Annotated in this window: 21 protein-coding genes; 18 read left to right on the top strand and 3 right to left on the bottom strand. The window is 55.1% G+C overall.

Annotated elements, in window-relative coordinates; all coding sequences use genetic code 11:
• The first annotated feature begins 45 nt into the window (after nt 1-45).
• The 3 genes from PSH79_RS08840 to PSH79_RS08830 all read left to right on the top strand — a co-directional run bounded on the left by PSH79_RS08840 (nt 46) and on the right by PSH79_RS08830 (nt 2,427).
• Nucleotides 46-366, top strand: coding sequence for a hypothetical protein (locus tag PSH79_RS08840; protein ID WP_305442209.1), 321 nt, complete (start codon nt 46-48; stop codon nt 364-366).
• Nucleotides 367-441: 75 nt separating this feature from the next.
• The gene (locus PSH79_RS08835) at nt 442-999 is read left to right on the top strand and encodes a Smr/MutS family protein (protein ID WP_305442208.1); all 558 of its coding nucleotides are present in this window, start codon (nt 442-444) and stop codon (nt 997-999) included.
• Between the two features lie 375 nt (nt 1,000-1,374).
• Nucleotides 1,375-2,427 carry a fimbrial protein gene (locus PSH79_RS08830; RefSeq protein WP_305442207.1) on the top strand — a complete coding sequence of 351 codons (1,053 nt, stop codon included), beginning with the start codon at nt 1,375-1,377 and terminating at the stop codon, nt 2,425-2,427.
• Nucleotides 2,428-2,508: 81 nt separating this feature from the next.
• Here PSH79_RS08830 and PSH79_RS08825 read toward each other — a convergent pair whose 3' ends face one another.
• Nucleotides 2,509-2,760: a hypothetical protein gene (locus PSH79_RS08825; RefSeq protein ID WP_305442206.1), complete on the bottom strand. Its 252-nt coding sequence runs from the start codon at nt 2,758-2,760 to the stop codon at nt 2,509-2,511.
• 217 nt (nt 2,761-2,977) lie between these two features.
• On the opposite strand from PSH79_RS08825, the gene folE reads away from it, so the two are divergent.
• Both folE and PSH79_RS08815 read left to right on the top strand, forming a co-directional pair.
• Nucleotides 2,978-3,523, top strand: a complete 546-nt coding sequence (gene folE / locus PSH79_RS08820; RefSeq protein ID WP_019826593.1) for a GTP cyclohydrolase I FolE — start codon at nt 2,978-2,980, stop codon at nt 3,521-3,523.
• A gap of 102 nt (nt 3,524-3,625) precedes the next feature.
• Nucleotides 3,626-3,997, top strand: coding sequence for a glutathione S-transferase N-terminal domain-containing protein (locus PSH79_RS08815; protein WP_095191289.1), 372 nt, complete (start codon nt 3,626-3,628; stop codon nt 3,995-3,997).
• A gap of 113 nt (nt 3,998-4,110) precedes the next feature.
• Here PSH79_RS08815 and PSH79_RS08810 read toward each other — a convergent pair whose 3' ends face one another.
• Complete coding sequence (locus tag PSH79_RS08810) at nt 4,111-5,277, bottom strand: PLP-dependent aminotransferase family protein (protein WP_305442205.1); 1,167 nt, start codon at nt 5,275-5,277, stop codon at nt 4,111-4,113.
• Between the two features lie 82 nt (nt 5,278-5,359).
• On the opposite strand from PSH79_RS08810, the gene PSH79_RS08805 reads away from it, so the two are divergent.
• From PSH79_RS08805 to PSH79_RS08765, 9 genes are all read left to right on the top strand, one after another.
• Entirely contained in the window at nt 5,360-5,806 is a 447-nt protein-coding gene (locus PSH79_RS08805) for a MarR family winged helix-turn-helix transcriptional regulator (protein WP_305442204.1), read from the top strand.
• A gap of 200 nt (nt 5,807-6,006) precedes the next feature.
• Complete coding sequence (locus tag PSH79_RS08800) at nt 6,007-7,356, top strand: NCS2 family permease (protein WP_305442203.1); 1,350 nt, start codon at nt 6,007-6,009, stop codon at nt 7,354-7,356.
• Between the two features lie 91 nt (nt 7,357-7,447).
• On the top strand, nt 7,448-8,077 hold the full coding sequence (locus tag PSH79_RS08795) for a LysE family translocator (RefSeq protein ID WP_305442202.1): 630 nt from the start codon (nt 7,448-7,450) through the stop codon (nt 8,075-8,077).
• A gap of 440 nt (nt 8,078-8,517) precedes the next feature.
• Nucleotides 8,518-10,389: a hypothetical protein gene (locus PSH79_RS08790; protein WP_305442201.1), complete on the top strand. Its 1,872-nt coding sequence runs from the start codon at nt 8,518-8,520 to the stop codon at nt 10,387-10,389.
• A 253-nt stretch (nt 10,390-10,642) separates the two neighbouring features.
• The gene (locus PSH79_RS08785; protein ID WP_305442200.1) at nt 10,643-12,352 is read left to right on the top strand and encodes a hypothetical protein; all 1,710 of its coding nucleotides are present in this window, start codon (nt 10,643-10,645) and stop codon (nt 12,350-12,352) included.
• A 281-nt stretch (nt 12,353-12,633) separates the two neighbouring features.
• The gene (locus PSH79_RS08780; protein ID WP_305442198.1) at nt 12,634-14,298 is read left to right on the top strand and encodes a hypothetical protein; all 1,665 of its coding nucleotides are present in this window, start codon (nt 12,634-12,636) and stop codon (nt 14,296-14,298) included.
• Nucleotides 14,299-14,342: 44 nt separating this feature from the next.
• Nucleotides 14,343-14,768, top strand: coding sequence for a hypothetical protein (locus PSH79_RS08775; protein ID WP_305442197.1), 426 nt, complete (start codon nt 14,343-14,345; stop codon nt 14,766-14,768).
• Nucleotides 14,769-15,204: 436 nt separating this feature from the next.
• Complete coding sequence (locus PSH79_RS08770; RefSeq protein WP_305442196.1) at nt 15,205-17,067, top strand: hypothetical protein; 1,863 nt, start codon at nt 15,205-15,207, stop codon at nt 17,065-17,067.
• A 146-nt stretch (nt 17,068-17,213) separates the two neighbouring features.
• The gene (locus tag PSH79_RS08765) at nt 17,214-20,771 is read left to right on the top strand and encodes a calcium-binding protein (protein WP_305442195.1); all 3,558 of its coding nucleotides are present in this window, start codon (nt 17,214-17,216) and stop codon (nt 20,769-20,771) included.
• Nucleotides 20,772-20,881: 110 nt separating this feature from the next.
• Here PSH79_RS08765 and uraH read toward each other — a convergent pair whose 3' ends face one another.
• Nucleotides 20,882-21,235, bottom strand: a complete 354-nt coding sequence (uraH, locus tag PSH79_RS08760; RefSeq protein ID WP_042558430.1) for a hydroxyisourate hydrolase — start codon at nt 21,233-21,235, stop codon at nt 20,882-20,884.
• A 430-nt stretch (nt 21,236-21,665) separates the two neighbouring features.
• On the opposite strand from uraH, the gene puuE reads away from it, so the two are divergent.
• From puuE to PSH79_RS08740, 4 genes are all read left to right on the top strand, one after another.
• Complete coding sequence (puuE, locus tag PSH79_RS08755) at nt 21,666-22,592, top strand: allantoinase PuuE (RefSeq protein ID WP_305442194.1); 927 nt, start codon at nt 21,666-21,668, stop codon at nt 22,590-22,592.
• Nucleotides 22,589-23,104, top strand: a complete 516-nt coding sequence (gene uraD, locus PSH79_RS08750) for a 2-oxo-4-hydroxy-4-carboxy-5-ureidoimidazoline decarboxylase (RefSeq protein WP_305442193.1) — start codon at nt 22,589-22,591, stop codon at nt 23,102-23,104. The genes puuE and uraD overlap by 4 nt, the downstream gene beginning before the upstream one ends.
• 88 nt (nt 23,105-23,192) lie before the next feature.
• Nucleotides 23,193-24,188 carry an allantoicase gene (gene alc, locus PSH79_RS08745; protein ID WP_305442192.1) on the top strand — a complete coding sequence of 332 codons (996 nt, stop codon included), beginning with the start codon at nt 23,193-23,195 and terminating at the stop codon, nt 24,186-24,188.
• Nucleotides 24,189-24,320: 132 nt separating this feature from the next.
• Nucleotides 24,321-24,824 carry an ureidoglycolate lyase gene (locus tag PSH79_RS08740; protein ID WP_016982872.1) on the top strand — a complete coding sequence of 168 codons (504 nt, stop codon included), beginning with the start codon at nt 24,321-24,323 and terminating at the stop codon, nt 24,822-24,824.
• Nucleotides 24,825-24,847: the final 23 nt, after the last annotated feature.

The raw sequence follows: 24,847 nt of genomic DNA, 5'->3' as shown, positions 1-24,847 counted from the left end.
GTCAACTCCCGGTCGAAGGGCCGATACCCATTGAGGAAGGTCGGAATGAAGTTATCCGATGGATTTGACGCACGCCGCTTGCGGCCCAAAGGCCAAAGCAACTGGCGTTTTCGCTTCGGCGCTGCGATCGCCGCCATTCTGGCGACGTTCGGTGTGCTGCTGGCGATGGCCGGGGCCGCCAGCCTGCTCGGGCGCCCACCAGCGCTTGGTGATTTGAATGCTACGCCGACGGGCTCGGCGATCATTCTGGCAGTCGGCTTGGTGTTTCTGTATTTCGGCGTGGCCCTGTGGCGTCGCTGCCGTCGTCGCGCCCGGCAATCGCGGGAACTGAACATGTCCCCGCACCTGATGAAAAAACACGACTGACTCGATGGCCTGGCTTTTTTGCCGGGCCGTTTTGTTTCGACTTGGGTAAACTGGCCGCCCTTCGCGGAGGCTGACATGCAAGACGACGATTTTTCCCTGTTCAAAAGTGCGATCCAAGGCGTCAAGCCAATCAAGCACGACCGCGCCGACACCGGCAAACCCAAGGCCGACCGCGCACAGATCGCCAAGCTGCGTCAGTCCGCTACCGTGCGCACCGAAACCACCACCGTTGATGGTTTGTCCGATCAATTCGTGATCGACGTCGGCCCGGAAGACGAGTTGATGTGGGCGCGCGACGGGGTGCAGGAAAGTCAGATGCGCAAGCTCAAGGTCGGCCAGATCCCATTCGAAGGCAGCCTCGACCTGCACGGCATGAGCGTGGAAAAGGCCCGGGAGACTCTCTGGGCATTTCTTGCCGAAGCGACCAAATTCGAAATTCGCTGCGTGCGCGTCACCCACGGCAAGGCTGTGCGGCTGGACGGCAAACGGCCGATGATCAAGAGCCACGTCAACACTTGGCTGCGCCAACACGCCCAAGTGCTCGGTTTCTGTTCGTGTCAGGCGAAACACGGCGGTGCCGGCGCGGTTTACGTGATGCTTAAACGCACCATGATGGAAGGTCGCGACGAATAATCCCGTTACACCGAACCTGCAGGGTTGTGTCCGCCACCGTACCCTTGCCCTTTGCGAAAATCCCCACAGGTAGTTTCATGTCCCTGGAACAGAATTACACCGCGACTCGAGGTGTTCAGTAAGTTATCAGGGCCAATTAATTCGATGACTTAGATCCAGGCCATCATTGCTTAACCACGCCAAAACACGGTAGTTGGCACAAGAGAGTCCTTCACTGTCTCTCCTATAAGCCCCGCAGCGTTCGCTACGATTCGGGGCTTTTTATTTCGTCGCGAATGATTGAGCCGAACGCCAGTTTTCCGCCAAAAGCAAAAGTGGCGTGCTTCTGATCAGGACTGATGTGACTCGCCTCATTTGCCCTGCGACTGCACAGAAATGAGCGCTAACGACCCAAAACGTGGCACCAAAAACACTTTTAAATACCCTGACCTACAGCGATTGCTTGTGTGGCAATTATCAGAATCTTCTTATATAAGCCTTCAGATTATTTTGACAAACTTCTCATACCCATTGAATTTAGTTGAGAAATCATGCGTGCGTCTATTTGTTTTTACTATGACTACATTGAGCAGTTTATTCCATGCCATGATTTGTGAAGCGGCTACAATGTGCTCAGTGAATAACGAGGCACGGGTTACTATAAGAGCGCCGCGCTATGTGACTATTCCTCGCGACACTCCAATTGGCACTGAAATTTTGAGTGGGGGTCAGGGCGGCTACACCGAAGAAATTTCAATTACATGCTCAACGCGTGCGTACTTTCGTTTTGAAACCAGGAATATCTTGCCGGGGATTGCAATTAAATTCACTGGCCCGCCTCCATTTGATCAAATAAGTGGCAAATTGCTCCCCGTGGGAACAACAAAGATCAGCGCTGGAATGTATTATTTCTCATTGACAAAAACAGCAGAGATAACGCCTGGGGAAATAGCAGGCGGAAGAATATCAACGATCTACGCTGGAGATAAAAAAGTTATGGATTTAATGATGGAAAGCGTTACTGTAAGGACTGAATCTTGCGAGACTCCATCCATAAATGTATTAATGGGGAACAACTACAAACTGGCAGACTTGGACAAACCCCAAAGCAAGACTCAACCCATTAAGTTTAAAATTGCATTTAATAATTGTGGCCAAAGTATAAAAAACATCAGCTACAAGCTCATGCCGACCTCGTCAATTTTCGATGAGCAACAGGGGGTTATCAATCTGAACGGGACATCAACAGCCAGAGGTGTAGGACTGCAGATTACGAACACGGATGGCCAACCAGTAAGATTTAATACCAACATGCGTTATCAAGACTTTAGACCCGGCGAAAAAGACCCCTCAATTAATCTTTACGCCAACTACTATCACTTGGCAAACGAAAGATTAGAAGCGGGAACAGCTAACGCTGACATTGTATTTTCTGTTAATTATTTATAGCCCGAGCGAGTTCGTCGCGACGCACGAGGAGGACCTAGATAGGGAGAAGCGACCGGTCAACGTGTGTCGCATCGTCGCGGTCTACCCGATCGAGGTGCGCACTAAAACCCGCAACGGGTACCAGGTCATGCTCAATAGCTGTGCGAGCAGGCCGAACTGAAGGCGCAATAACGCGCCTTGCAGGGCTGCCGCAAAAGCGCCGAATCGCCCTACGTGCTCCCGCCTACCAAGAACGTTGAGTTCATTCAGCAATCGACCTTCACCGACAAACACTTCCAGGCTGCACTGACCGAATTGGGGATTCGCGCCCACCGGCAATACAACTGCCGACACACATACGCTACCATGTGCCTCATGGCGGGTATGAACCCTGCGTTTATTGCCACTCAGCTTGGTCATAGCGTTCAGATGTTGCTATCGACTTTCGCCCGATGGATCAACTCCAGCACTGACTGGGGTGATCTCGGAAAGCCCGAAAACAGCTTGATTGGTACAAAATTGGTACAGACAGAAACAGTACCCCTCTGAAACCCTTATGGAATCAGCCCCTGTGACACTGGAACAGAACTACACCGCGATTCTCGGCCAATTGGGCGAGGACGTCTCCCGCGAGGGCCTGCTCGACACGCCAAAGCGTGCCGCCAAAGCCATGCAGTACCTCTGCCGCGGTTATGAACAGACGCTCGAAGAGGTCACCAACGGTGCCCTGTTCAGCTCCGACAACAGCGAAATGGTGCTGGTCAAGGACATCGAGTTGTACTCGCTGTGCGAACACCACCTGTTGCCGTTTATCGGTAAGGCGCATGTCGCATATATCCCGAGCGGCAAAGTGCTGGGCCTGTCGAAGGTCGCGCGCATCGTTGACATGTACGCGCGCCGCCTGCAGATTCAGGAGAACCTCAGCCGCCAGATCGCCGACGCGGTGATGCAAGTCACCGGTGCGCTGGGCGTTGCCGTAGTGATCGAGGCCAAGCACATGTGCATGATGATGCGCGGTGTCGAGAAGCAGAATTCGTCGATGATCACTTCGGTGATGCTCGGTGAGTTCCGTGAAAACGCAGCGACTCGCAGCGAATTCCTCAGCCTCATCAAGTAACTCGTCACACAAAAAAACCGGCGTTGATCGCCGGTTTTTTTTCGTCCGTGAAAAATCGGGTAAGCTGCGCGCCTTCTTCAATGTCCCTGTGAGGCTTGTAACGTGTTCGTCAAAGCGCTTCGTGTCGGTCTCGGCCAACTGATTATCTTCATCGATTTCCTCACCCGTCCGGGCAAGAAAAAACGCCCCGCCGCCGAACAGGCTCAGGTCGACAGTGCTGCGAAGGATCTGACCTTGTATCAGTTCCACGCCTGTCCGTTCTGTGTAAAAACCCGCCGTACCTTGCGTCGCTTGAATGTGCCGGTGGCGCTGAAGGATGCGAAGAACAACGAGCAGGATCGCCAGACGCTGCTGGAACAGGGTGGCCGGATCAAAGTGCCGTGCCTGCGCATTGAAGAGAATGGCCAGACAACCTGGATGTATGAATCCAAGGTGATCATTGATTATCTGGATAAGCGATTTGCGGCGGTCTGATGGTTTTGTGAAGGGGCTGATGGCCCTATCGCTGACAAGCCAGCGATGAGACCCGCCAACCAACACAAATTTCAGACAAAAATAAACCGGCCCTTGAGCCGGTTTATTTGTTTTCAGGCCGCCTCAGCCGCCTGCGCCTTGCGCACTACCGCCGCCAATCGCTTGAGCCCTTCATCCAGTCGTGCCGGATCGATATGACTGAAGTTCAAGCGCAAATGCCCGAGATTTTTATCGGGATCGGGAAAGAACGGCTCACCCGGCATAAACGCCACATCATTGGCCAGCGCTTCATTGAGCAATGAGCGCGTGTCCATCGGCAGCTTCAACGTCAGCCAGAAAAACAGCCCACCCTGCGGCACGTTCCAATCGGCCAGGTCGGCAAAATGCGTTTCCAGCGCCGATTGAAAACCATCGCGCCGTTCACGGTAAAAACCGCGCAAATCACTCAAATGCTGCTGATATTTCTCACTGCCGATCCACTGCAAAGCCTGCCATTGGCCGATGCGATTGGTGTGCAGATCCGCTGATTGTTTGAGCTTGAGCAGGTGCGGAAACAGATCCGGGCTGGCAATCAGGTAACCGACACGCAAACCGGGCAGTAAGGTTTTCGACACGGTGCCGGTGTAGATCCAGCTGGATTTTTTCAAGCGTCCGGCAATCGGTTTGGCGCTCCCGCCGTCGAACGTCAGTTCGCGATATGGCTCGTCTTCGATCAGGGTTACGCCGAATTCGTCGAGCAGTGCAGCGACGGCGGCACGTTTGGATTCGCTGTAGCGCACGGCGGACGGATTCTGGAAGGTCGGGATCAAGTAGATGAACGCCGGACGATGCTGCTCCAGGCGGCTGCGCAGTTGCGCCAGGTTCGGCCCATCGGACTCTTGCGCCACGGTCAGGCAATCGGCGCCGAACAATTGAAATATCTGCAACGCGGCCAGGTAGGTCGGCGCCTCCAACAAGATCTGGGTGCCTTTGTCGATGTACAACTTGGCCGCCAGATCGAGAGTCTGCTGCGAGCCGCTGACCACCAGCACCTGGCTCGCTTCGCAATCCAGCCCCAGCGCCCTCGCCTCTGCGGCCAAGGCTTCGCGCAATGCCGGCTCGCCCTCGCTCATGCCGTACTGCCCGAGTGACAGCGGCATATCGGCCCATTCGACTTTCGGCAGCATGGCTTCAGCAGGCAAGCCGCCAGCAAACGACATCACTTCCGGACGCTGGGCCGCGGCGAGGATTTCACGGATCAAAGAACTTTTAAGGCGCGAGACACGTTCGGAAAAAGCCATGGAGGTCACCGGTAGCGAGGCACGTGAAAAATGAGTCAAACTTGTTGACTGAAATTACGCCAGCTTGAGCGAGTACGTCAACATGATTGACCTTAAAGACCCCAACAGTCAGCAGCAGGCCATGGAAGCTTTTTTCTTCGGCTATCAGGCCTTCACCGCCAAGGCTGACGAGATGCTGGAGCGCCGCGGCCTGTCGCGGGTGCATCAGCGGATTGTGTTTTTTATCGCCCGTTATCCGAATTTGAGCGTGAAGGAATTGCTCGCGTTGCTCGGGGTGAGCAAGCAGGCGTTGAACATGCCGTTGCGGCAATTGCAGGAAATGCATCTGGTGGACAGCGTGGCGTCGCAGGCGGACAAGCGTAAACGATTGCTGGAATTGACGCCGGAAGGTGCGAAGTTTGAACAGGCGTTGCGGCGCGAGCAGGTGAAGTTGCTGGAGCGGGTGTTTGCCGAGGCCGGGGAGGCGGCGGTGAATGGGTGGCTGGCGGTGAATCTGGCGCTGGGGAACAGTCAGACTGCTGTCGACTGAGCGATATATCCCTATCGACGGACCTTTCGTAAACAAAATCAAAAACAATATTTGCTTTATTTGTACACAAAAGCATAATCCACAGCGTGCGAGTTCCTGACCTCATGGTCAACAAATTCGCGTATGCCTCAAAGGGCCGCTGCCACCCCTCATGGGTCCGGCCCTGGAAATAACAATAAAACTCTTGAGGAGTACTCGCTGTGGAAAGCCGCAAATCCGAAGCATCGACGCTGGATCTCTCGCCGCCATTACGCACTGGCTTGCTTGAGCGCCTGTTTAAACTCAGCTTGCATGGCACCACGGTGAAGACCGAGCTGATTGCCGGTCTGACAACCTTCATCACCATGGCCTACATCATTTTCGTCAACCCGAACATCATGGCCGATGCCGGGATTGATCACGGTGCAGCCTTTGTCGCCACCTGTATCTCTGCCGCGTTGGGCTGCCTGTTGATGGGGCTTTATGCCAACTGGCCGGTGGGGCTGGCGCCGGGCATGGGCCTCAACGCGTTCTTCACCTACACCGTGGTCGGCACCATGGGCTACAACTGGGAAACCGCGCTCGGTGCGGTGTTCGTCTCAGGCGTGCTGTTCATGATCCTGACCTTCTCGCGGATTCGCGAATGGCTGCTCAACAGTATTCCGGTCAGTCTGCGTTATGCGATGGGTGCGGGAGTCGGCCTGTTCCTCGGGCTGATCGGTCTGAAAACCGCCGGCATCGTCGTCGATAGCCCGGCTACTTTGATCAAACTCGGCTCCCTGCGTGAACCCGGCCCGCTCCTCGCCGCCATCTGCTTCCTGATGATCGCGATCCTCAGCTACCACCGCGTATTCGGCGCGATCCTCATCAGCATCATCACCGTGACCCTGGCCGGTTGGGGCCTGGGCCTGGTGCACTATGAGGGCATCATGTCCGCCCCGCCGAGTCTGGCACCGACCTTCATGGCGATGAATGTGGCCGGCGTGTTCAACGTCAGCATGATCAGTGTGGTGCTCGCCTTCCTCTTCGTGCACATGTTTGACACTGCCGGCACCCTGATGGGCGTTGCCCAGCGCGCCAATCTGGTGAACGCTGACGGCCGTATCGAAAACCTCTCCCGCGCGATGAAGGCCGACAGTGCTTCCAGCGTATTCGGTGCCGTGGTTGGTGTCCCTCCAGTAACAAGCTATGTGGAAAGTGCTGCCGGCGTGGCCGCTGGTGGTCGGACTGGTCTTACCGCAGTCACCGTAGGTGTGCTATTTATAGCGGCAATGTTTTTCGCACCGCTGGCCGGCATGATTCCCGCTTATGCCACCGCCGGTGCACTGATCTACGTTGCGATGCTGATGATGGGCGGCATGGCCCATATCGAATGGGATGAAGCCACCGACAGCATTCCGGCGATCGTCACCGCGATCATGATGCCGCTGACCTTCTCGGTCGCCGATGGCATCGCGCTGGGCTTCATCACCTACGTGGCGCTGAAGGCCGGTACCGGCAAGTACAAGGAAATTTCTGTCAGCCTGTGGGTGCTCTGCGCGATCTTCATCGCCAAGTTCATCTTCTTGTAAGCGTTACGCGGTTCAAGCTTCAAACCAGCCTCACCCTTGCGGGTGGGGCTTTTGCACATTCGTAAGACCAACAAAAACAGGGAGCAAAGTGATGAGTCTGGAAACCTGGCTGCTGTTCAGCGGCGCTGCACTGGTGGTGATCCTCATACCGGGGCCGCTGTCGTTGCTGATGATCAGCAACAGTCTGAATTACGGTTTGCGCCGTTCTTACCCGGCGTTTCTCGGCGGCGTGATTGCCTCGATCTGCTTGCTCAGTGCTTCCGCGCTGGGTCTGGGCGCCCTGCTGCTGGCGTCGGAAAAACTGTTCAGTGCCCTGAAGATTGTCGGCGCGCTCTACCTGTTCTACCTCGCCTGGCAAAGCTGGCAGCAATCGCGCCAGCCCTCGACAGGCGCCGAAGTGCCGCAAGCGGCGCCTGTGCCACGTTTCCGTGCGTTGTTCGGTCGAGCTTTCGTACTGGGCGCGAGCAACCCGAAAGACATTCTGTTCTTCGCCGCATTCCTGCCACAATTTCTCAGTGCCGAACAGCCGTTCCTGCCACAGCTGCTGATCATGATAGCGACGTGGACGGTATTGGATCTGTTGTGCAAGCTGACTTACGGGCTTGGCGCCCACGGCGCAGCGCGCTATCTGCGCAGCGGTAAAGGCCAAAGTTGGTTCAATCGAATCAGTGCCGGTTTGTTTGGTGGTGCCGGCGCTGTGTCTTTGCTCAGCAGCCACTGATCTGATTAAACAAATATCGATCATTGTTTATCTTGAAACCCTGAATGCACACTTTGAATTCAGGGTTTTTTATTAGCTGTTTAATCTTCGCCAAACATCGATAAACGCAGAACAACCACTGCCGACAACTGTAATACATCGCAACAACCCCTCGATATACAACAGATGCAACACATCACTAACATCTCCCCGCCCGCTGAATAACGGGCTTGCGGCACATGAGTGAATACTGGACAGCGATAAAAATCGCGCGCTTGAATATTCATGACTGAAAGTCTTAAATCGCTGAGCCTATTACTAACATCGTTACTTCCAGCTCAAAGGCTGCCGTTATTGCGCGCACTTTCATTGCCTTGCTCCGCCGGGCCGCCTTCGAGTGTCCCCACGCCTGTCGACAGATAATTTTTTCTTTGAAACTTCAATCAACGGATTAATAGTTTATGGCCAAACCTCCGAAAAAGATTTCTGGTTCTATCGATGCCGATAAACCCGTTAAATCTGCAACGCCCGTACCAGACCCGCCCTCAGGGCACCCTCGGCTTACCAACCCTCCTGAGACATATCTGTCAGGCAGCGAGTTGACGCCTGACATACCATTTTCCAATGCGACCAAAGGCCCAGACGCTCTCCTGCCGCGTGTGGTCATCAATGAAATGCCAGCCCCTCACATCGAAAGCTATCAATCCGCCAGCGGTGAAATCGCCTGGCCTAAAGAGCGCTATGCAGAGCTGGTTCCTTTCGGAACCGAGACAGGACTTTACAAAGGGCCGGATGCGCGAATCTACGCCGAAATTGGTGCGGAAGGCCGGTTCCTGGTCGAACAGAACCCGCAGGGCGTCTACCATGTGCCCCTTTCCTTCGCCCCCGGCGTTCCCGGGCCGATCCTGGCGAAAATCGCAGGTCAGCCGCGTTGGCGCATTGAACGTCCAGGTTGGCAGTCCCCGCCCAAACCTTCGCAATCGCCACCCTACATTGCACCAGAACTGGCCACGCTGCTGACCAGGGCCGAACTCTCGGCGGACGGCATCCGCTATGACAAGCATAAAAAGACGTATGTCGATTTGGCAGAAGGCACTGTCATGGTTGGCAAAAACCGTGCTGGCGTCTATCAAGAGACCTCTGCCAGCGAACTGTCGCCCTCCGGTGCCGAGGTTGAATTGATCCCGGGTATGAAACTCTGGCGCCGCAAGGCTCAGGACCTGCCGCGTGAACAAACCCCGCCAGCGTCAGCTCCGCATCCCGCTGCAGAGTCTGATGAACCGACGCCGCATCCAGGCAAGCGGCCTCGACTCGACGAGGCCCAAGACACAGCTCACTCACCGACCGCTGACACTGCCCCGTCGCCGGATCAAACGCCTTACTTCTGGTTGTCCTGGGGGCTTTTGAACCAGCCAACCTCGGGAGAGTCGGTACAACTGGGCTGGCTTCACTACCCGATCGTGCCGATGGGTACTGCCCCCAACCGCCTGCCCAAGGTGTACTTCCTGCAACACCCGGAATTTGCGCCAGCGCATTTCGACGCCTTTGAGCACATGTTGCAGCAAGCACCTTCCCTGCAACCCGTAGCAACGTTTCGCATTGGCCACGAACCGGGTGAAGTTCGGCCCGGCAAGCGGTTCTTCGAAAAGCCGCTCTCGCAGTCCGTCGCCGAAACCTTTGTGGATTTTTCCGCCTTCACCTCACGGGCCGTAGCCCGACGGATATTCGAACTCTCGGATGACTCCCCCGTCATCACCGCCACCGGCCTCATCAACATTCAGGCGGTGTTGCACCAGTGGAACCAGAAGCCATTTCCCACCACGCCGGCGTTTGCCGATCCGATGAACATGCTACCTGTCGCCTCCATTATCGAAGCGGACGGCATCAAAGCTATCAAACTGAAACCGCAAGTTGAAGGTGAGTTGCAACGGCTCACCTTCGATCCGCAACACTTCGCGTTCGAATGGAAGCACTACAAAACAGATCCAACGGACTACAACCTTCGGCGCCTGATCGGTGCCTTGCTGATTCGCAGCGGCTACGACGTTTTTCCGCTGACCCACGAACATCGCAGACCTGCGTTGGTATTCAGGCGCGAGAGCCATGACAAGGTGTTCTTCCTGACGCTGGGCGTGATCCAGCATGACGTCGTGGTGCATCACACGGTACCAGGCACCGAACTGGCCGATCCTGCCCTGCCAGACCGGATCGGCAGTGCCGCCCATCTCGCACTGAAAACCGCGCAGGCACAAAACAATGTGGTGTGGCTCATAGGCGGAGTATTGAAGACCGAGCCAGATGCTGACTCGGTATTTATTCTCAGAGAACGCTGAAAACAAGGTAAACCCTCATCGATCCGGCGATGAGGGTTCCGATGCCCTCCCCCCCCCCATTCGCCGCAATGCCCTGCAATAACTGGCAGCGAAGCCATATATATATACCGCCCCCGCACTCTCGCGCTTGCCCAACATTAGCCCTCTTGAAACCCCTCGCGCGCTTGCAAAGCACGCTGCTCTGCCGGTTCGCCTGATCAATTTCGGGCGCCCGGTGCAGATCAACGGATGCGCACTTCATCGGAGCAATTCAATGGCTAAACCACCCAAGAAGATTCCCGGTTCAACGACGGCTGATGCCTCGACGACCACAACAAGAGCGCAATCTGATTCGCCAGAGAGCCCCCGCGGTGATATCGCGCACTCTCTTCCAGACATGACGGGCGTTGATCCGACGCCCGACTCCTCTTCATCAACCGTCCAGTCCGAGAGAGTCGGACAGCGTCCAAGCGTGATCGTGAGCCATATGCCAGAACGTCAACAAGCTCCGTCTGCGCACCACGCGAGCATGGACAGATCAGCCGATTCGTCGACACTCCAGGCGAGTGCTGTAGAGACGCCCATCGACACCGGCGTACATCCGCGCATTTACCTTGATGTTGAAGTGGCAGCCCTGCTGACCAATGCGCAAAGTTCGCCAGAAGGCATCCGCTACGACAAACACAAAAAAACCTATGTCGACATGGAAGCCGGAACCGTCATGGTACGCAGGAACCCGGATGGCAGTTTTCAGCAGACGCATGCCGGTGAAACGAGCCCCTCCGGTGACCTGATCGAACAGATACCGGGGAGCAGACTGTGGCGCCGGGTGGAGCCGACCGCCACGACCTCTAAACGTCCACAACCGGATGTTGACTCAACGCCTGTTGAAACGGCTGACGCGATTCCCGGCCCGAGCAAACGGGCACGCCTGGAATCGGCGATTGATGTCTCAGCCAATGCCGACAAACTGATGGAAGCCCTGTTTTCCAGGCAGGCGGGCGCCCTGGACTTGTCCTCAGGCCAGTGGAGAAACTGGGCCAAAGCGACCAGACCTGAAACTGGCGACTCGATAGAAATAGACGGGGCTTACTATCAGATCGTGTCCAGAGAAAGGACCCCCGACACCGGCCTGGTCTATTTGCAACATCCTGGATTTGCACTTGCAGGTGGCTTCGACGCGTTTGAAACCATGTTGCGCAATAACCCTTCACATCAGCCGAAGTGGGCGCTCAAGCGCGACGGCCAATGGAGAGTGCTGGAGAACCACCTGCCGTTTGAAATGCCGATGACGCAATACGTATCCACGGCCTTCCGACATTTGTCGAGTCATTGCGAGGGCGTCATCGCACGAGCCGTGTTTGATCACAGCACCCAGTCCGCGGCGCCAGACAATCATTCACTGTCGACGATGGTGCTGACAGTTCGACACTGGATCAATCGCGTCAACAACGAAGCACCGACCACTCCGGGGCTTCTGGATCCATTGATGTTACTGCCCAGTCTGCCGACACAGCCCGACCGTCTGTACCCCGGTGGCATCCTTTCATTGCCTTCGTCCTCCACGGCAGCTTTTGTGCGGGTCGACTTTGATCCGCAAAAGTTTCCCGGGCATTGGGATGCCTATTCTGCCGCCCCGACCCCCGCCCACTTGCGCACCTTATTCAGCACGCTTCTGCGGGAAAACGGTTATAGCGTCAATCCGTCCTCGCGCGCACTGCAAGAGGGGGCGCTGATCTTTCACCGCGAAGGCGTTACCGCCGTATTCGTGTTGAAGCTGCCACGTATCACCGGGAATCGGGTTCCTCGTCCCACGCTGCCAGGTGCCGAAATTTCCAGTTCAGTATTTCAATCAAGGCTGACGGTCCCCGCACAGCAGGAATTGAACATTCATCTGGCTCGAAATCAGGTCGTTTATTTAATGGGCGGCGTGCAACAGACGGAGCCGGGCAAATCAACGCTTTTCATGGTGAGAGAAGGGTAAGCGCGAATAACAACTCATTGACCTATTGGAGCACCAGGATGGCGAAGCCACCAAAGCGACTGCCTGTGACCCCTTCACACGATACCTTGCCCACCCCGACAAGACCTGTATCGGATCCGTCTGCAGGCAGCCATTTCATTGCTGACACCTCCGATCCTGCGATTCCTGGCGGGGTTCTCACGCCAGATACTTCAGGAGCAGCCGCGCGCAGTGGTCCTGAGCGGCCGTCGGCAACGGTCAGTACATTGCCGCATTTGATCGACAGATTGCTGGAGATCAATATGAACGCGATTACCTGGCCTGCCGATAAAACCCATCTGTTGCGCGCAATCGACAGCGGCCTTTTTCAGAGCCCGGAAGGCGGCACGTACGCTCACGTGGCAGGCGAAGGCCATCTTCAAGTCGTACGCCAACCCGATGGACGTTATCAGATATTCTGGCCGCAAGATCTGGGGGAACCGGGTCCGTTCCTGAAACAGATCGAAGGACAACCCCTCTGGCGCCCCGAAACAGCAAGCCAGCCGAGACACAATGTAGAGACTGATCGTGCGGAGACAGTTGAAACACCGCCAGGCAGGGTATCCCCCCTACCTTTGCCGATCGAGCAGGTTGCCTGGCTGACAAGTGCCGAGGAAACGGCGGAGGGACTTCGATACGACAGGCGGGGGGCTACCTATGTCGACATGGATGACGGAACCACCTTCCTGGTGCGCCGAGAACCGGACGGTCATTATTGGCAAACTTCTGCCCACGAGCGGGATTCGCTGGGTGCACCGGTTGAGCCGGCTCCAGGCACAAAACGGTGGCGGGTACGAACACCGGGACCTTCCGGGCCGTCTGGTACGTCGCCAAAGGATCAGGACTGGTCGGCTGCAGTCATGGGCGAAATGTCAGGCCCCGGCAAACGCCCACGCCTCACTGAAGAAGGTGGGCAAAGCGACACGGCGCCGTTGACCGAACACTTGCCTGATACCCGAACATCCGCGCCTGCCTCACCCACAGCGCACTGGAGAAACTGGGGGAAAACCTTCAAGCCTGAATGGCACGATTCCGTAAAAATTGAGGAACTTCACTATGTGATCGTGCCGCAACGCCTGTCGACCGAGCCCCCCTTGGTCTTCCTGGAAAACCCGTTATTTACTCCGGGGCGATTCGACGCTTTCGAACAGATGCTTAACAACAATCCATCGCACCAGCCGATATGGGCGATAAAAAAAGATGACACATGGACGGTGGTGGAACTCCCTCCGTTTCAGAGATCGCTAACGGCGTCTGTAGCCAAAACCTTCAGGCATTTTTCAGATCACTCCTCAAGCGCCATCGCCAGAGCAGCGTTCAATGAAGCGAACCACAGCACTGTCATCAACGGTAACGGGCTACGGGTACTGTTCGACACACTCTATCACTGGGGCAACCGCTCCAGTGCCGCCGCCCCCCGCCGCGAGCTGGCTGACCCGCTGATGATGCTCCCCATCCTGGACGTGCAGTCGGGCAACAATCTGCTCAGCCAGATTCTGTTGCTGCCCTCGCCTTTTGCAAAGTCTCTGAAGCGCATCGACTTTGATACACAAGGGTTTCATCAGCAATGGCGTAATACCGTGCAGACCCCCGGCTCCAGCCTGCGTGGTTTATTCAGCGAACTTCTGCAGCTCAACGGTTATGACGTGGATCGCACCAGTCGGTTGTTCAGCGATGATGCCTTGCTCTTTCAACGCAGCAATCTGGACGTTGTATTCGTGCTGCGATTCCGCCCCAGTGCCCCTGACGGCACAATCCAGCGCCTTATGGAACCGGGCGAGGAACTGAATTCACCGGCACTGCGGGCCTCGCTGGAGAAATCCAGATGGAAGCACTTACTCGACCCCGACAAGGTTGTCTATCTCGTGGGCGGCACTCAAAAAATCTCTACTCAACAGACTTTTCTGTTCATCGTCAGAGAAGGCTGAGATCTATGCGCAACATAAAATCAACTACATTGAGAAGGTTTTGAATGGCCAAGCCACCCCCAAAAAAGCCAGGCATCAATACGCCTGACTCACCCGCAAAAAACCATCCACCGGCAGTGGACACGCCTGATACCGCGCGCCGCTTGATCACTTGGCCCGCCGACCGCTTGCATCAGTTGATCCCGCTGGAAATCGACAGTGGTTTGTTCATCAGCCCGGATGGCCGAATCTGTACCGATAGCGAGAACGAAGGCCATTTTCTGGTTGAGCCTCGATACCTCCACACCCTCGGGCAACGACGTTGCTGCTGCCGCCAATACCGAAAGACACAGATGGTTCCCTGCGTATGCCACTGCCGTCTGCCAAAGGACTGCAACGAATTGACTTTGACCGGCATCGAGTGCCTCAAGCGTGGCGCTCCACTGGATACACCGAAGGACAACTACGAGAGTTGTTTTCACGCTTACTGAGGCATGCAGGCTACAACGCTTCCTATTCTTTTCGCAGATTTCACAGCGATGCGTCGATGATTCAGCAAACGGGCGTCGACCACGTATTCCTGATGTTATTCCCGAGAGGAATACAAGACTGGTTATAAAGTCCGCGTTGGAAAGTTCCGAATTAAAAGAAAGCTTTCATCAACAAACATGAACTTGGCGACATTTCGCTATTAAAGGAAAAATTGCGCAAAACAAAGTCATCTATCTAATGGAAGACATGGAAAGACAAGCTCACCTGATCGACAGCCTGGTCATTATCAGGGATGTCTGAATCACCGCTGACGTAGTTTCAACTTAACAATACCACGCACACACCATTGACATCGGCAGTTCCTCACTGTGGGTCCATTGATAGCAATTGCACCACACTTTCCAATAGAACGTACTTGATAAGAGGTCAACTTCAATGACCAAACCACCCAAAACGGTATCGGGAAGTCATTCCAGCGATACATCCCAAATATCCAGACCCGTACAGGATAATATTGTGGCCGACCGTTTCAACATTGATACTCCCACCCCCCTCATGTCAGGAGGAGATCGAGTATCCGACACCTCCACACTGTCCATCGCAGGAAACGACGACATTGCATCGCGTATCGTTGTAACCCGCATTACAGATCCCGTCATGACGGATCTGAATACCAACCTCAGGGAGATTTCATGGCCGGCCCTGCAGAACCATCTGTTGCAGCCACATGAGTCGATCGACGGGTTTCACCTGAGCCCAAAAGGTGAACTCTACGCACACCTGGAAGAAGGAGGCTATTACCGGGCCGAACTCAATACCAACGGTGATTATCAGATCCCCTGGCCAACCGCCCCGGGTGTGACGCCGCCGATATTGAGAAAAATCGAAGGGCAATCACGCTGGCGTGTCGAGGCAGACTGGTATTCACGAATTTCGGCGCAGGGAAACCGTACACAACCTGCGTTGACCAGTGCGCCGTCGCAAGCGTCGGTCATACTCCCCCCGAATCTGGCAGCACTACTGACGAGTGCACACAGCACAGCGGATGGCCTGCGTTATGACAAGCACAAGAAAAGTTATGTCGATCTGCCAGAAGGCACGGTCATGGTTCGCAAGAATGCCTTCGGCCACTATCAAGAAACCTTCGCTGGAGAGCGGATGCCTTCCGGTTCCGTGGTTGAACCTATACCGGGAACACATCTATGGCGCCGCAAGGCGGCGGACACTGTGCTACCGGCTGATCGCCGGCCAGCACCTGACACTGATGAAGCAACGGCAGAGACAAGCAAACGACAGCGAATGGATGGAGAGCCCGATGCCGATGATGCCCTTGTCAGGGAATGGCGCGATTGGGGGAACACCACAAAGCCTCTATTCATTGACTCCATCGAAATCGAAGGAAAACACTTTCCGATAGTCCCTCAAGCGGGACATGCCGATGACGCACTGGCCTTTATCAAACCCCCACGTTTCGCCGCCGAGCACTTCGACGCTTTCGAACACATGCTGGTTTCCATGCCGGAGTTGCAGCCCAGAGGCGTGGTGAAGATCAGGCAAGACCACGTCGGCGCCCCAGAGCCTGGCTGGAAGGTCTTGGACGGGTATCCATTCAAAAAACCGTTGGCCAAATATGTTGCCGATACTTTTCCTTATATGTCGGAGCATTCGGCAAACGAGACCGCACGACTGATGTTCAACCGAGCCAATCATTCTGAAGAAATGAATGGTTACGGACTCCATGATTTGTTTGACACGCTTCACCAATGGACAGAAAGATCCAGGCGTGTCGTCGTTCAAAACGCCACCCGTCAGGATTTGATCGACCCTTTGGCACTCATGCCCCCGCTGCCGAAAGACGCGACAGGTTACATGTATATGCCTCCCCTCTCCGCCGGAGGACTCAACCGGATCGACTTTGATTCGCAGCGTCTGCCAGTACAGTGGAAAAGAGCCATTAACGGCAGCTCGCCGAGAGCAGTATTCAAAGCGGTTCTGGAACATCAAGGTTACGATATATTTGAATCATTTCGTCAAACACAAAGAGATGCCTTGATGTTTAGACGAACCGGCGTCGACAGCCTGTTCCTCATGTTATTCAGTCCTTTTCATGAAGGCAGGATTTACAGGGGAAATCCGACAGACTGGGTTTATTCAAAAGCACTAAAAAACCAAATCAACCCTAATGACGCACTCATCCTGCGAAAACATGTTGAGAAGAATAAGATCTTCTATTTTCTTGGAAGCTTCAATATCCTTTCTTCCGGGCAAGGCAGCCTTGTCATTACAAAATTTGACTAGTTTATCCAGCCGCCAGTAACGCAAAACGACAGCCGACAAATTCGTTACAACAACATTAACCCATCGCAATAAGCGAGAGAATATTTCTCTCGCTCACCACACGCCACACCCACTCAGAACTTGCAATGCCGAACAAGGATGTTTAAATGTCAATCCCACTTTCTGCTGGCACCTACGCCCAAGACGATACAATTGTAAGTTTCGATAATGCTATTCATGCCAATGACCGAACTGCTTCGACGATCGACTTCGAGCCTGACTACAATAAAGGTGTTGCAAACCCGGAACCCGAGAATAGCCGACGCAAACCCGGCCAGCTCAAAATGCTCGACGATTTGTTTGGACCGTTCAAGATAGGCCCCTACACCATTACTCGTCGAGGCCTGGACGCACTGGGTGCGACCATTGATGGTCAGCCGCTGACTGGCCATAACACTCAGTTTCGAACGCCCAGCCGATCGTTCCTCAACACCCTGCAACTCAGTTACCACGAAATAGAGAAGCGCATGAAAGTGTCGACTTTCGGCGATGACTATTTACTGCCCTCCCTGCTTTACGAAATGGCCTGCCTGCGCCCACCCACTGCCCCGCCGGTGATAAGGGAAGAAACACGTGTCAAAGTCGAGGAAGGCAGTTACTCGCAAAAAATGTCGCGCCTTCTGAACTCGGCCCAGAACCTGGATCTGCGTCTGGCCTATTCAAAAAACAAAAGCAGCCCTAGCTGGATCATCATCAAAAACCATTCCACGATCGGTGCCAGCGTCGGTATTCAGGCCTTTGGCATCTTCATGGGCATTCGTGGCATCTACGATGCCGTCAAAAAGAATGACAAGGATGAAATCATCTTTAACAGCATCGGCATTGGTACGGAGGTCGGTTCGATTATCACCGACATCGCTGTTACCAAAGCCGGTCAGCGCATGATCGAGGCTGGCAGTGGCGCTTTGAAGGATTTCGCTAAAACCCGGGCCGGGATCAGGCTGGGTCGTTCAGGCGGACTTATCGGGGGCGCACTGACGCTACCATTCGATATCTACAGTGCCGTCAGAGAATTCAACGCCGCCAGCAATAAGACCGGCAAAGAAGCCATGGATCATTACGTCAGCGCCGGTCTGAACGTCGCCAGCGCCGCCATGACGGTCATTCTGGGCGCCGCAGCCCTGGCCGGTTTTTCGTTCGCTGGGCCCGTCGGCCTGGCGGCTGGCGCACTCATGGCCATCGGATCACAGATCTATGGTGCTGTACGCATGGTGGATGAAATCGACGATTACATTGAGCTCACCGTTGAAGAACGCTGGCGTACTGGCTGGTTCTCGTTTGTCCCGTTAATGGATATCGATCAGAACATCAAGAATCGCTACGAACTGGCCAAAGCCAAAATCGAAACGGCCAAACGGTTGCAAACGACGGCCAGGAAATTACTCGACGAGACTCAGAAGGACACCATCGAAGCTGTCGTGCATGGCCGTTATGAAGACCGCCTCAAGAAAAGACGTGAACGGGTAAAGCACTGGTGGGGCGTGGAAACCATGCCGATCGTCTACGTCCCCGAGGTCGTCGGTCTTGACGATACGATTGACGCGCGAGACGGCGTCACCGCTGAAACACCCGGCGCCGTGCTGGGCACTCCAGGGGAAGATAAAGGCATCTTGTGGCTGATCGGTGACGGCAAGGATACGGTCACGGGTGTGGAGAAAAAACCCAATGCCTTTTATTACGCAGAAGGCATCAAGGATCTGACGGGGGGTGATAAAGATGACAAGTTCGTTGCGCAAAATGCGCAGGACGTGGTCAGGCTAAATATCGGAAGTACCGAGTTCTCCAGACTGAAAGGCGGCGCGGGCAGCGACACATTGATTCTGGATGGCAAGCAGACGTATCACGGTGACGGCAGTGGATTTGATATCGATCTGGCTGCGGGAACCCTGCAAATCTACACACCGAATCCGGATCCGGCTGTTGAGGATGGAGAGCGTTATTCTTTCAAGGCACTGCTCGAAAGCATTGAGAACGTTCAGACGCTCAGTGATGGAAAAAGCATTGTCACGGGTACCAGAGAGTCCAACGTGATCACATCGAGGGGCGCGGACAAAATCAATGCCGGGGATGGCAACGACACGATTTACCTGCTCAAAAACGACGCAGACGCGTTCGGTGAAGCTGGAACGGATTTTTATCACGTAGCCCTCGCAGAGGGCTCGGTACTGATTACCGAAGACGGTGCAGACGAGAGCTATATCTCCCTGGGTTGGAGAATGGATCAAATTGTTAAATGGGAGGTGCGTCTGAACCGCCTTAACATCACAGTGAATTATGACTTCCACTACGGACGTGAAAGCACCATCAGCATCGACGATGTGTACAACATCTCCGGAAACCATCTGGTGTTGAACAATAACAAATTAACCATCATCACCAGGGATGGCTACTACTTAAAACCCGACCTGCCTGAAAAAATTGAAAACCATGGTCATAAGGTTTTTGGAATAAGTGCCGAAATCATAAAAGTGGGACGCCCTGAAAGAACCACTATAGTCTACGAGCCTGTGTGTCATGTTCCTTCCCTTCAGAACACCAACTATTACGTCCAGCGATTCAGCCAGCACACCCAATTCATAACGGGCAGCCACCCCGACGCCTATTACGGCACTCGAATTTTCCTTGACTACGACAGCACCGAAATGACGAGCGCTCATGCAGCCTTTTCGACCACCCCCTCCATAAAAATGAACCCGGCAGCCGACAAAGACAAGATCAATGTCTCATGCGATTTCCTGTTTTTCTTTGACAAGAAGCTGGTACAAATCGTCGGCGTTGGGCAATACACAGAAACGACACTGGAGGCCGCTCTTAAAAATGCCGCGGCCAAGCGTTCCACTCATGGATATATGCTGGTGTTCCGCGACGGAAAAGCCCATACCCTTATCCTGGAAGAGGCCTACGCCAAACCTCCAGCGCACTACAAGCCCAACGTTAACGGCAATACGCTGACCAGCCACAACTTCCGCCTCCCGATTCGGATGAAAGACAATGCTGTTTTTGAACTTCCGGAAACCCAGGCATTAAAGCTGGACCATCTTTCTTACTGCACCGAGCTACTGCCTATCTCCGCGCAGACAGCGATCGATAATATCGAAGGTGGGGGGGCAACCTATCTTATCCATTTACGTGAAAACAGGGTCTTGCGGATTTCAACGCCGGGGGGGCTGGCCACTGCCAGCGCCCAACTGAACCATTCTTCCACCTGGTATCTCGATGCCACTAAACTCGTAGAATTCAATATCGCATTAGAAGACAGCAAACTGTATATCGGAACAACTACCCTGCATTTGCCCCAATACGGTGCAGAGGATCTTATCGATGAGATTTATGTCATTGCACCAAAGGGCGTAGTTCATACCGTGGATCTCTCCTTTGATCGAATTTACATCAACAGCCTGGACGCCAGATACTTTGAGCCCCCCATCGATGCCAACGCTGATTTGCCCGAGGAATTCACAGCCATTGCGCAAAGCACTCTCGACGTTCGACACATTGCTATGAGTGATGGCAGCCGAGGAAGACTGAAATACAGCATGCCAGACCGCAAATGGATCCTGGACAGTGACAAGGCTCGAGAAATAACGTATTCCCAACTGGAGGTCTTTGGCCGTTGCAAGGACCAACTGCCAGACGTGTTCAAGCTGGCGTTGCCTGACAACTGACTATTAGTCGTACGTCATCACTGAAATAAAAAAAGCCCGCAGTGTGAGCGGGCGAAAGACCAAAGAAGCTATATGCGCAGTCGCTTCCCGGTAGGGCAGCTGCTTGGGGGTCAGCTGCCCCGGTACGTGGAATAGCTGTAAGGCGAGATCAAAAGTGGTACGTGGTAGTGATCCTGCTCGGCAGAGATGCCGAAACGCAGTACGACCACATCCAGAAATGCCGGCTCCGGCAGTTGCACACCACGGGCACGGTAGTAATCGCCGGCGTGGAACTGCACCTGATAAACCCCGGTACGGTAGTCATCGCCTTGCAGCAGCGGCGCATCGACCCGGCCATCGCTGTTGGTTGTCGCACTGGCGACCAATTCCAGTTGCGAACCTTCAACGCGGTACAACTCGACCTTGATCGAGCTGCCAGGGCAACCGTGTGCAGCGTCCAAAACGTGTGTAGTCAAACGTCCCATTGATTCTGCGCGCCTGGCTGCAAAGAGCAGTCAGACTTCGCGCCTCCCGAAGTCAGTTGAAAAGGAGACCGCACCGATTCGGAGCACGAAAAGTTGCGGCGAGCGACTGATTAAGACACTTTTCAAAAAAATTGTACACAATAAAAATGACATTTTTCACCTCACCCCCGCCACCCGGGCGTTTCTTGCGGATCTGCAAGCAAAGCGCCTGTTCATTGAACCTCCCATCCATTAGCTGACTGGTCAGGCAGGTTTCTTGCAGGCTCACGCCATTAACAGCAAAAGATGGTAGTCGGTGAAAAATGCGAAAATTCAGGCTTACAAATTGCGAATAAAGTTGTATACAATCAGCCCATCGCTGTGACGCCAGCCTGCAATCTCACCGCCAGGCCGTTACACAACCTGTCAACGAATAAGAAGGAAGACTGCAGTGAGCGCTGACTATCCACGCGACCTGATCGGTTACGGCAGTAACCCTCCTCACCCACACTGGCCGGGCAATGCCCGCATCGCCCTGTCCTTCGTACTCAATTACGAAGAAGGCGGCGAGCGCAACATTTTGCACGGTGACAAAGAATCCGAAGCCTTCCTCTCTGAAATGGTTGCTGCTCAGCCGCTGCAAGGCGCACGCAACATGAGCATGGAATCGCTTTACGAGTATGGCAGCCGTGCAGGCGTGTGGCGGATTCTGAAACTGTTCAAGGAATTCGACATTCCGCTGACCATCTTCGCCGTGGCCATGGCCGCCCAGCGTCACCCGGACGTGATCCGCGCGATGGTCGAGGCTGGCCACGAGATCTGCAGCCACGGCTACCGCTGGATCGACTACCAGTACATGGACGAAGCGCAGGAACGCGAGCACATGCTCGAAGCGATCCGCATCCTCACCGAACTGACCGGCGAGCGCCCACTGGGCTGGTACACCGGCCGCACCGGCCCGAACACCCGTCGCCTGGTGATGGAAGAAGGTGGTTTCCTCTACGACTGCGACACCTATGACGACGACCTGCCCTATTGGGAACCGAACAACCCCACCGGCAAGCCGCATCTGGTGATCCCTTACACCCTCGACACCAACGACATGCGCTTCACTCAGGTGCAGGGTTTCAACAAGGGTGACGACTTCTTCGAATACCTGAAAGATGCATTCGACGTGCTTTACGCCGAAGGCGCAGAAGCACCGAAGATGCTGTCGATCGGTCTGCACTGCCGACTGATCGGCCGTCCGGGTCGCCTCGCTTCGCTCAAGCGCTTTATCGAATATGCCAAAAGTCATGAACAGGTGTGGTTCAGCCGTCGCGTCGACATTGCGCGTCACTGGCACGAAACCCACCCGTACCAAGGGGCCGCCCAATGAGCCGCTTTCAAACCCTGCAACCGTCGACCCTGAGCCGCGACGCCTTCGTCAACGCCTTCGCCGATATCTACGAACATTCGCCATGGGTGGCCGAGAAGGCCTACGACCTGGGCGCAGATGCCTCGATCGACGAGATCGAGACCCTGCACCAGCGCATGAGCGACATCCTGTTGAGCGCCGATCACGCCAGTCAACTGGCACTGATCAACGCTCACCCGGACCTGGCCGGCAAAGCCGCCGTCCAGGGCCAACTGACCGAAGCCAGCACCAATGAACAGGCTGGCGCCGGTATTCACCAATGCACGGCCGAAGAGTTCCAGCGCTTCACCGAGCTGAACGACGCCTACAAAGCCAAGTTCGAGTTTCCCTTCATCATGGCGGTAAAAGGCAGCAACCGGCATCAGATCCTCGCGGCGTTCGAAACGCGCATTCACAACTCGGTCGACACCGAATTCAAATGCGCGCTGGCGGAGATCAACAAGATCGCCCTGTTCCGTTTACTGACTCTTTAGCGAAGCCTGACCCGAGTGCATCAGACGCGGAGAGCACCCAGGGTCTTGCAAGCATCCCCAGCCACTTATTTAAAGGCAGACAAGAAGAATGAAAGCTTACGCCGTACCTTTCGAAAAATTCGTCAACCTGGCCGATGCCCGTCTGGGCACCAAAATCATCTCGGTCACCGATGACTGGTTCGCAGACGCCAATCGTCTGTTCCAACCGACCCCGGCCGTGTGGAAGGAGGGCGTGTTCGATGACAACGGCAAGTGGATGGACGGCTGGGAGTCGCGCCGCAAGCGCTTCGAAGGCTTCGACAGCGCGGTGATTCGCCTGGGCGTACCGGGCTCGATCAAAGGCGTGGACATCGATACTTCATTCTTCACCGGCAACTTCCCGCCATCGGCCTCGCTGGAAGCGTGCTTCCTGGCCTCGGGCGAGCCTGACGAAAACACCCAGTGGACTGAAGTGCTGTCGGCTGTCGAGCTGCAAGGCAACAGCCATCACTACCACGAAATCAGCAACGACAAAGCCTTCAGCCACCTGCGCTTCAACATCTACCCGGACGGCGGTGTTGCTCGTCTGCGCGTGTACGGCATTCCGTTCCGCGACTGGTCGGCTGTTGGCGACAACGAACAGGTTGACCTGGCGGCTGCTCTGAACGGTGGCCGTGCGCTGGCCTGCTCCGACGAACACTTCGGCCGCATGAGCAACATCCTCAACCCGGGCCGTGGCATCAACATGGGCGACGGCTGGGAAACTGCACGTCGTCGTACCCCGGGCAATGACTGGGTGATCGTCGCGCTGGGTCACCCGGGCGAGATCGAAAAAATCATCGTCGACACCCTGCACTTCAAGGGCAACTACCCGGACACTTGCTCGATCCAGGGTGCCTTCGTGAAAGGCGGCACCGACAGCCAGATCGAAACCCAGTCGCTGTTCTGGCGTGAACTGTTGCCGGCACAGAAACTGGAAATGCACGCCGAACACACCTTCGCCGAGCAGATCAAGGCGTTGGGCCCGATTACCCACATCCGCCTGAACGTGTTCCCGGATGGTGGTGTGAGTCGCCTGCGCGTACTGGGCAAGGTCGCGAAGTAATGCTGAGCCTGTAGGAGCTGCCGCAGGCTGCGATCTTTTGATCTTAAAAACAAAGTCAAAAGATCGCAGGCTTCGCCAGCTCCTACTGGGAAATACAGTGAATCGATAACGAATTCGGATAAGAAGAACAGCATGCGCACACTGACGATTGAACCGCTGACCAAAGAAGCTTTCGCCCCCTTCGGTGACGTGATCGAAACCGACGGCAGCGATCACTTCATGATCAACAACGGTTCGACCATGCGCTTCCACAAACTGGCGACGGTCGAAACCGCCCAGCCTGAGGACAACGCGATCATCAGCATCTTCCGCGCCGACGCGCAGGACATGCCGCTGACCGTTTGCATGCTGGAACGCCATCCGCTGGGCAGCCAGGCTTTCATTCCGCTGCTCGGCAACCCCTTTCTGATCGTGGTCGCGCCACTTGGCGATGAACCTGTATCAGGCTTGGTCCGCGCCTTCGTCACCAACGGCAGGCAGGGCATCAATTACCATCGCGGCGTCTGGCACCACCCGGTGCTGACGATCGAAAAGCGGGATGACTTCCTGGTGGTTGATCGCAGTGGCACAGGCAATAACTGCGATGAGCATTTTTTCAAAGAGGATGAACGTTTGATCCTCGCCCCCCACCAATAAGAGAAGGTCTGATCACCCGACAA

The sequence above is a fragment of the Pseudomonas sp. FP2196 genome, from assembly GCF_030687715.1.
Lineage (GTDB): Bacteria > Pseudomonadota > Gammaproteobacteria > Pseudomonadales > Pseudomonadaceae > Aquipseudomonas.
Note: the sequence above shows the minus strand (reverse complement) of the source record. Positions and strands in the feature narration are given on the sequence as shown.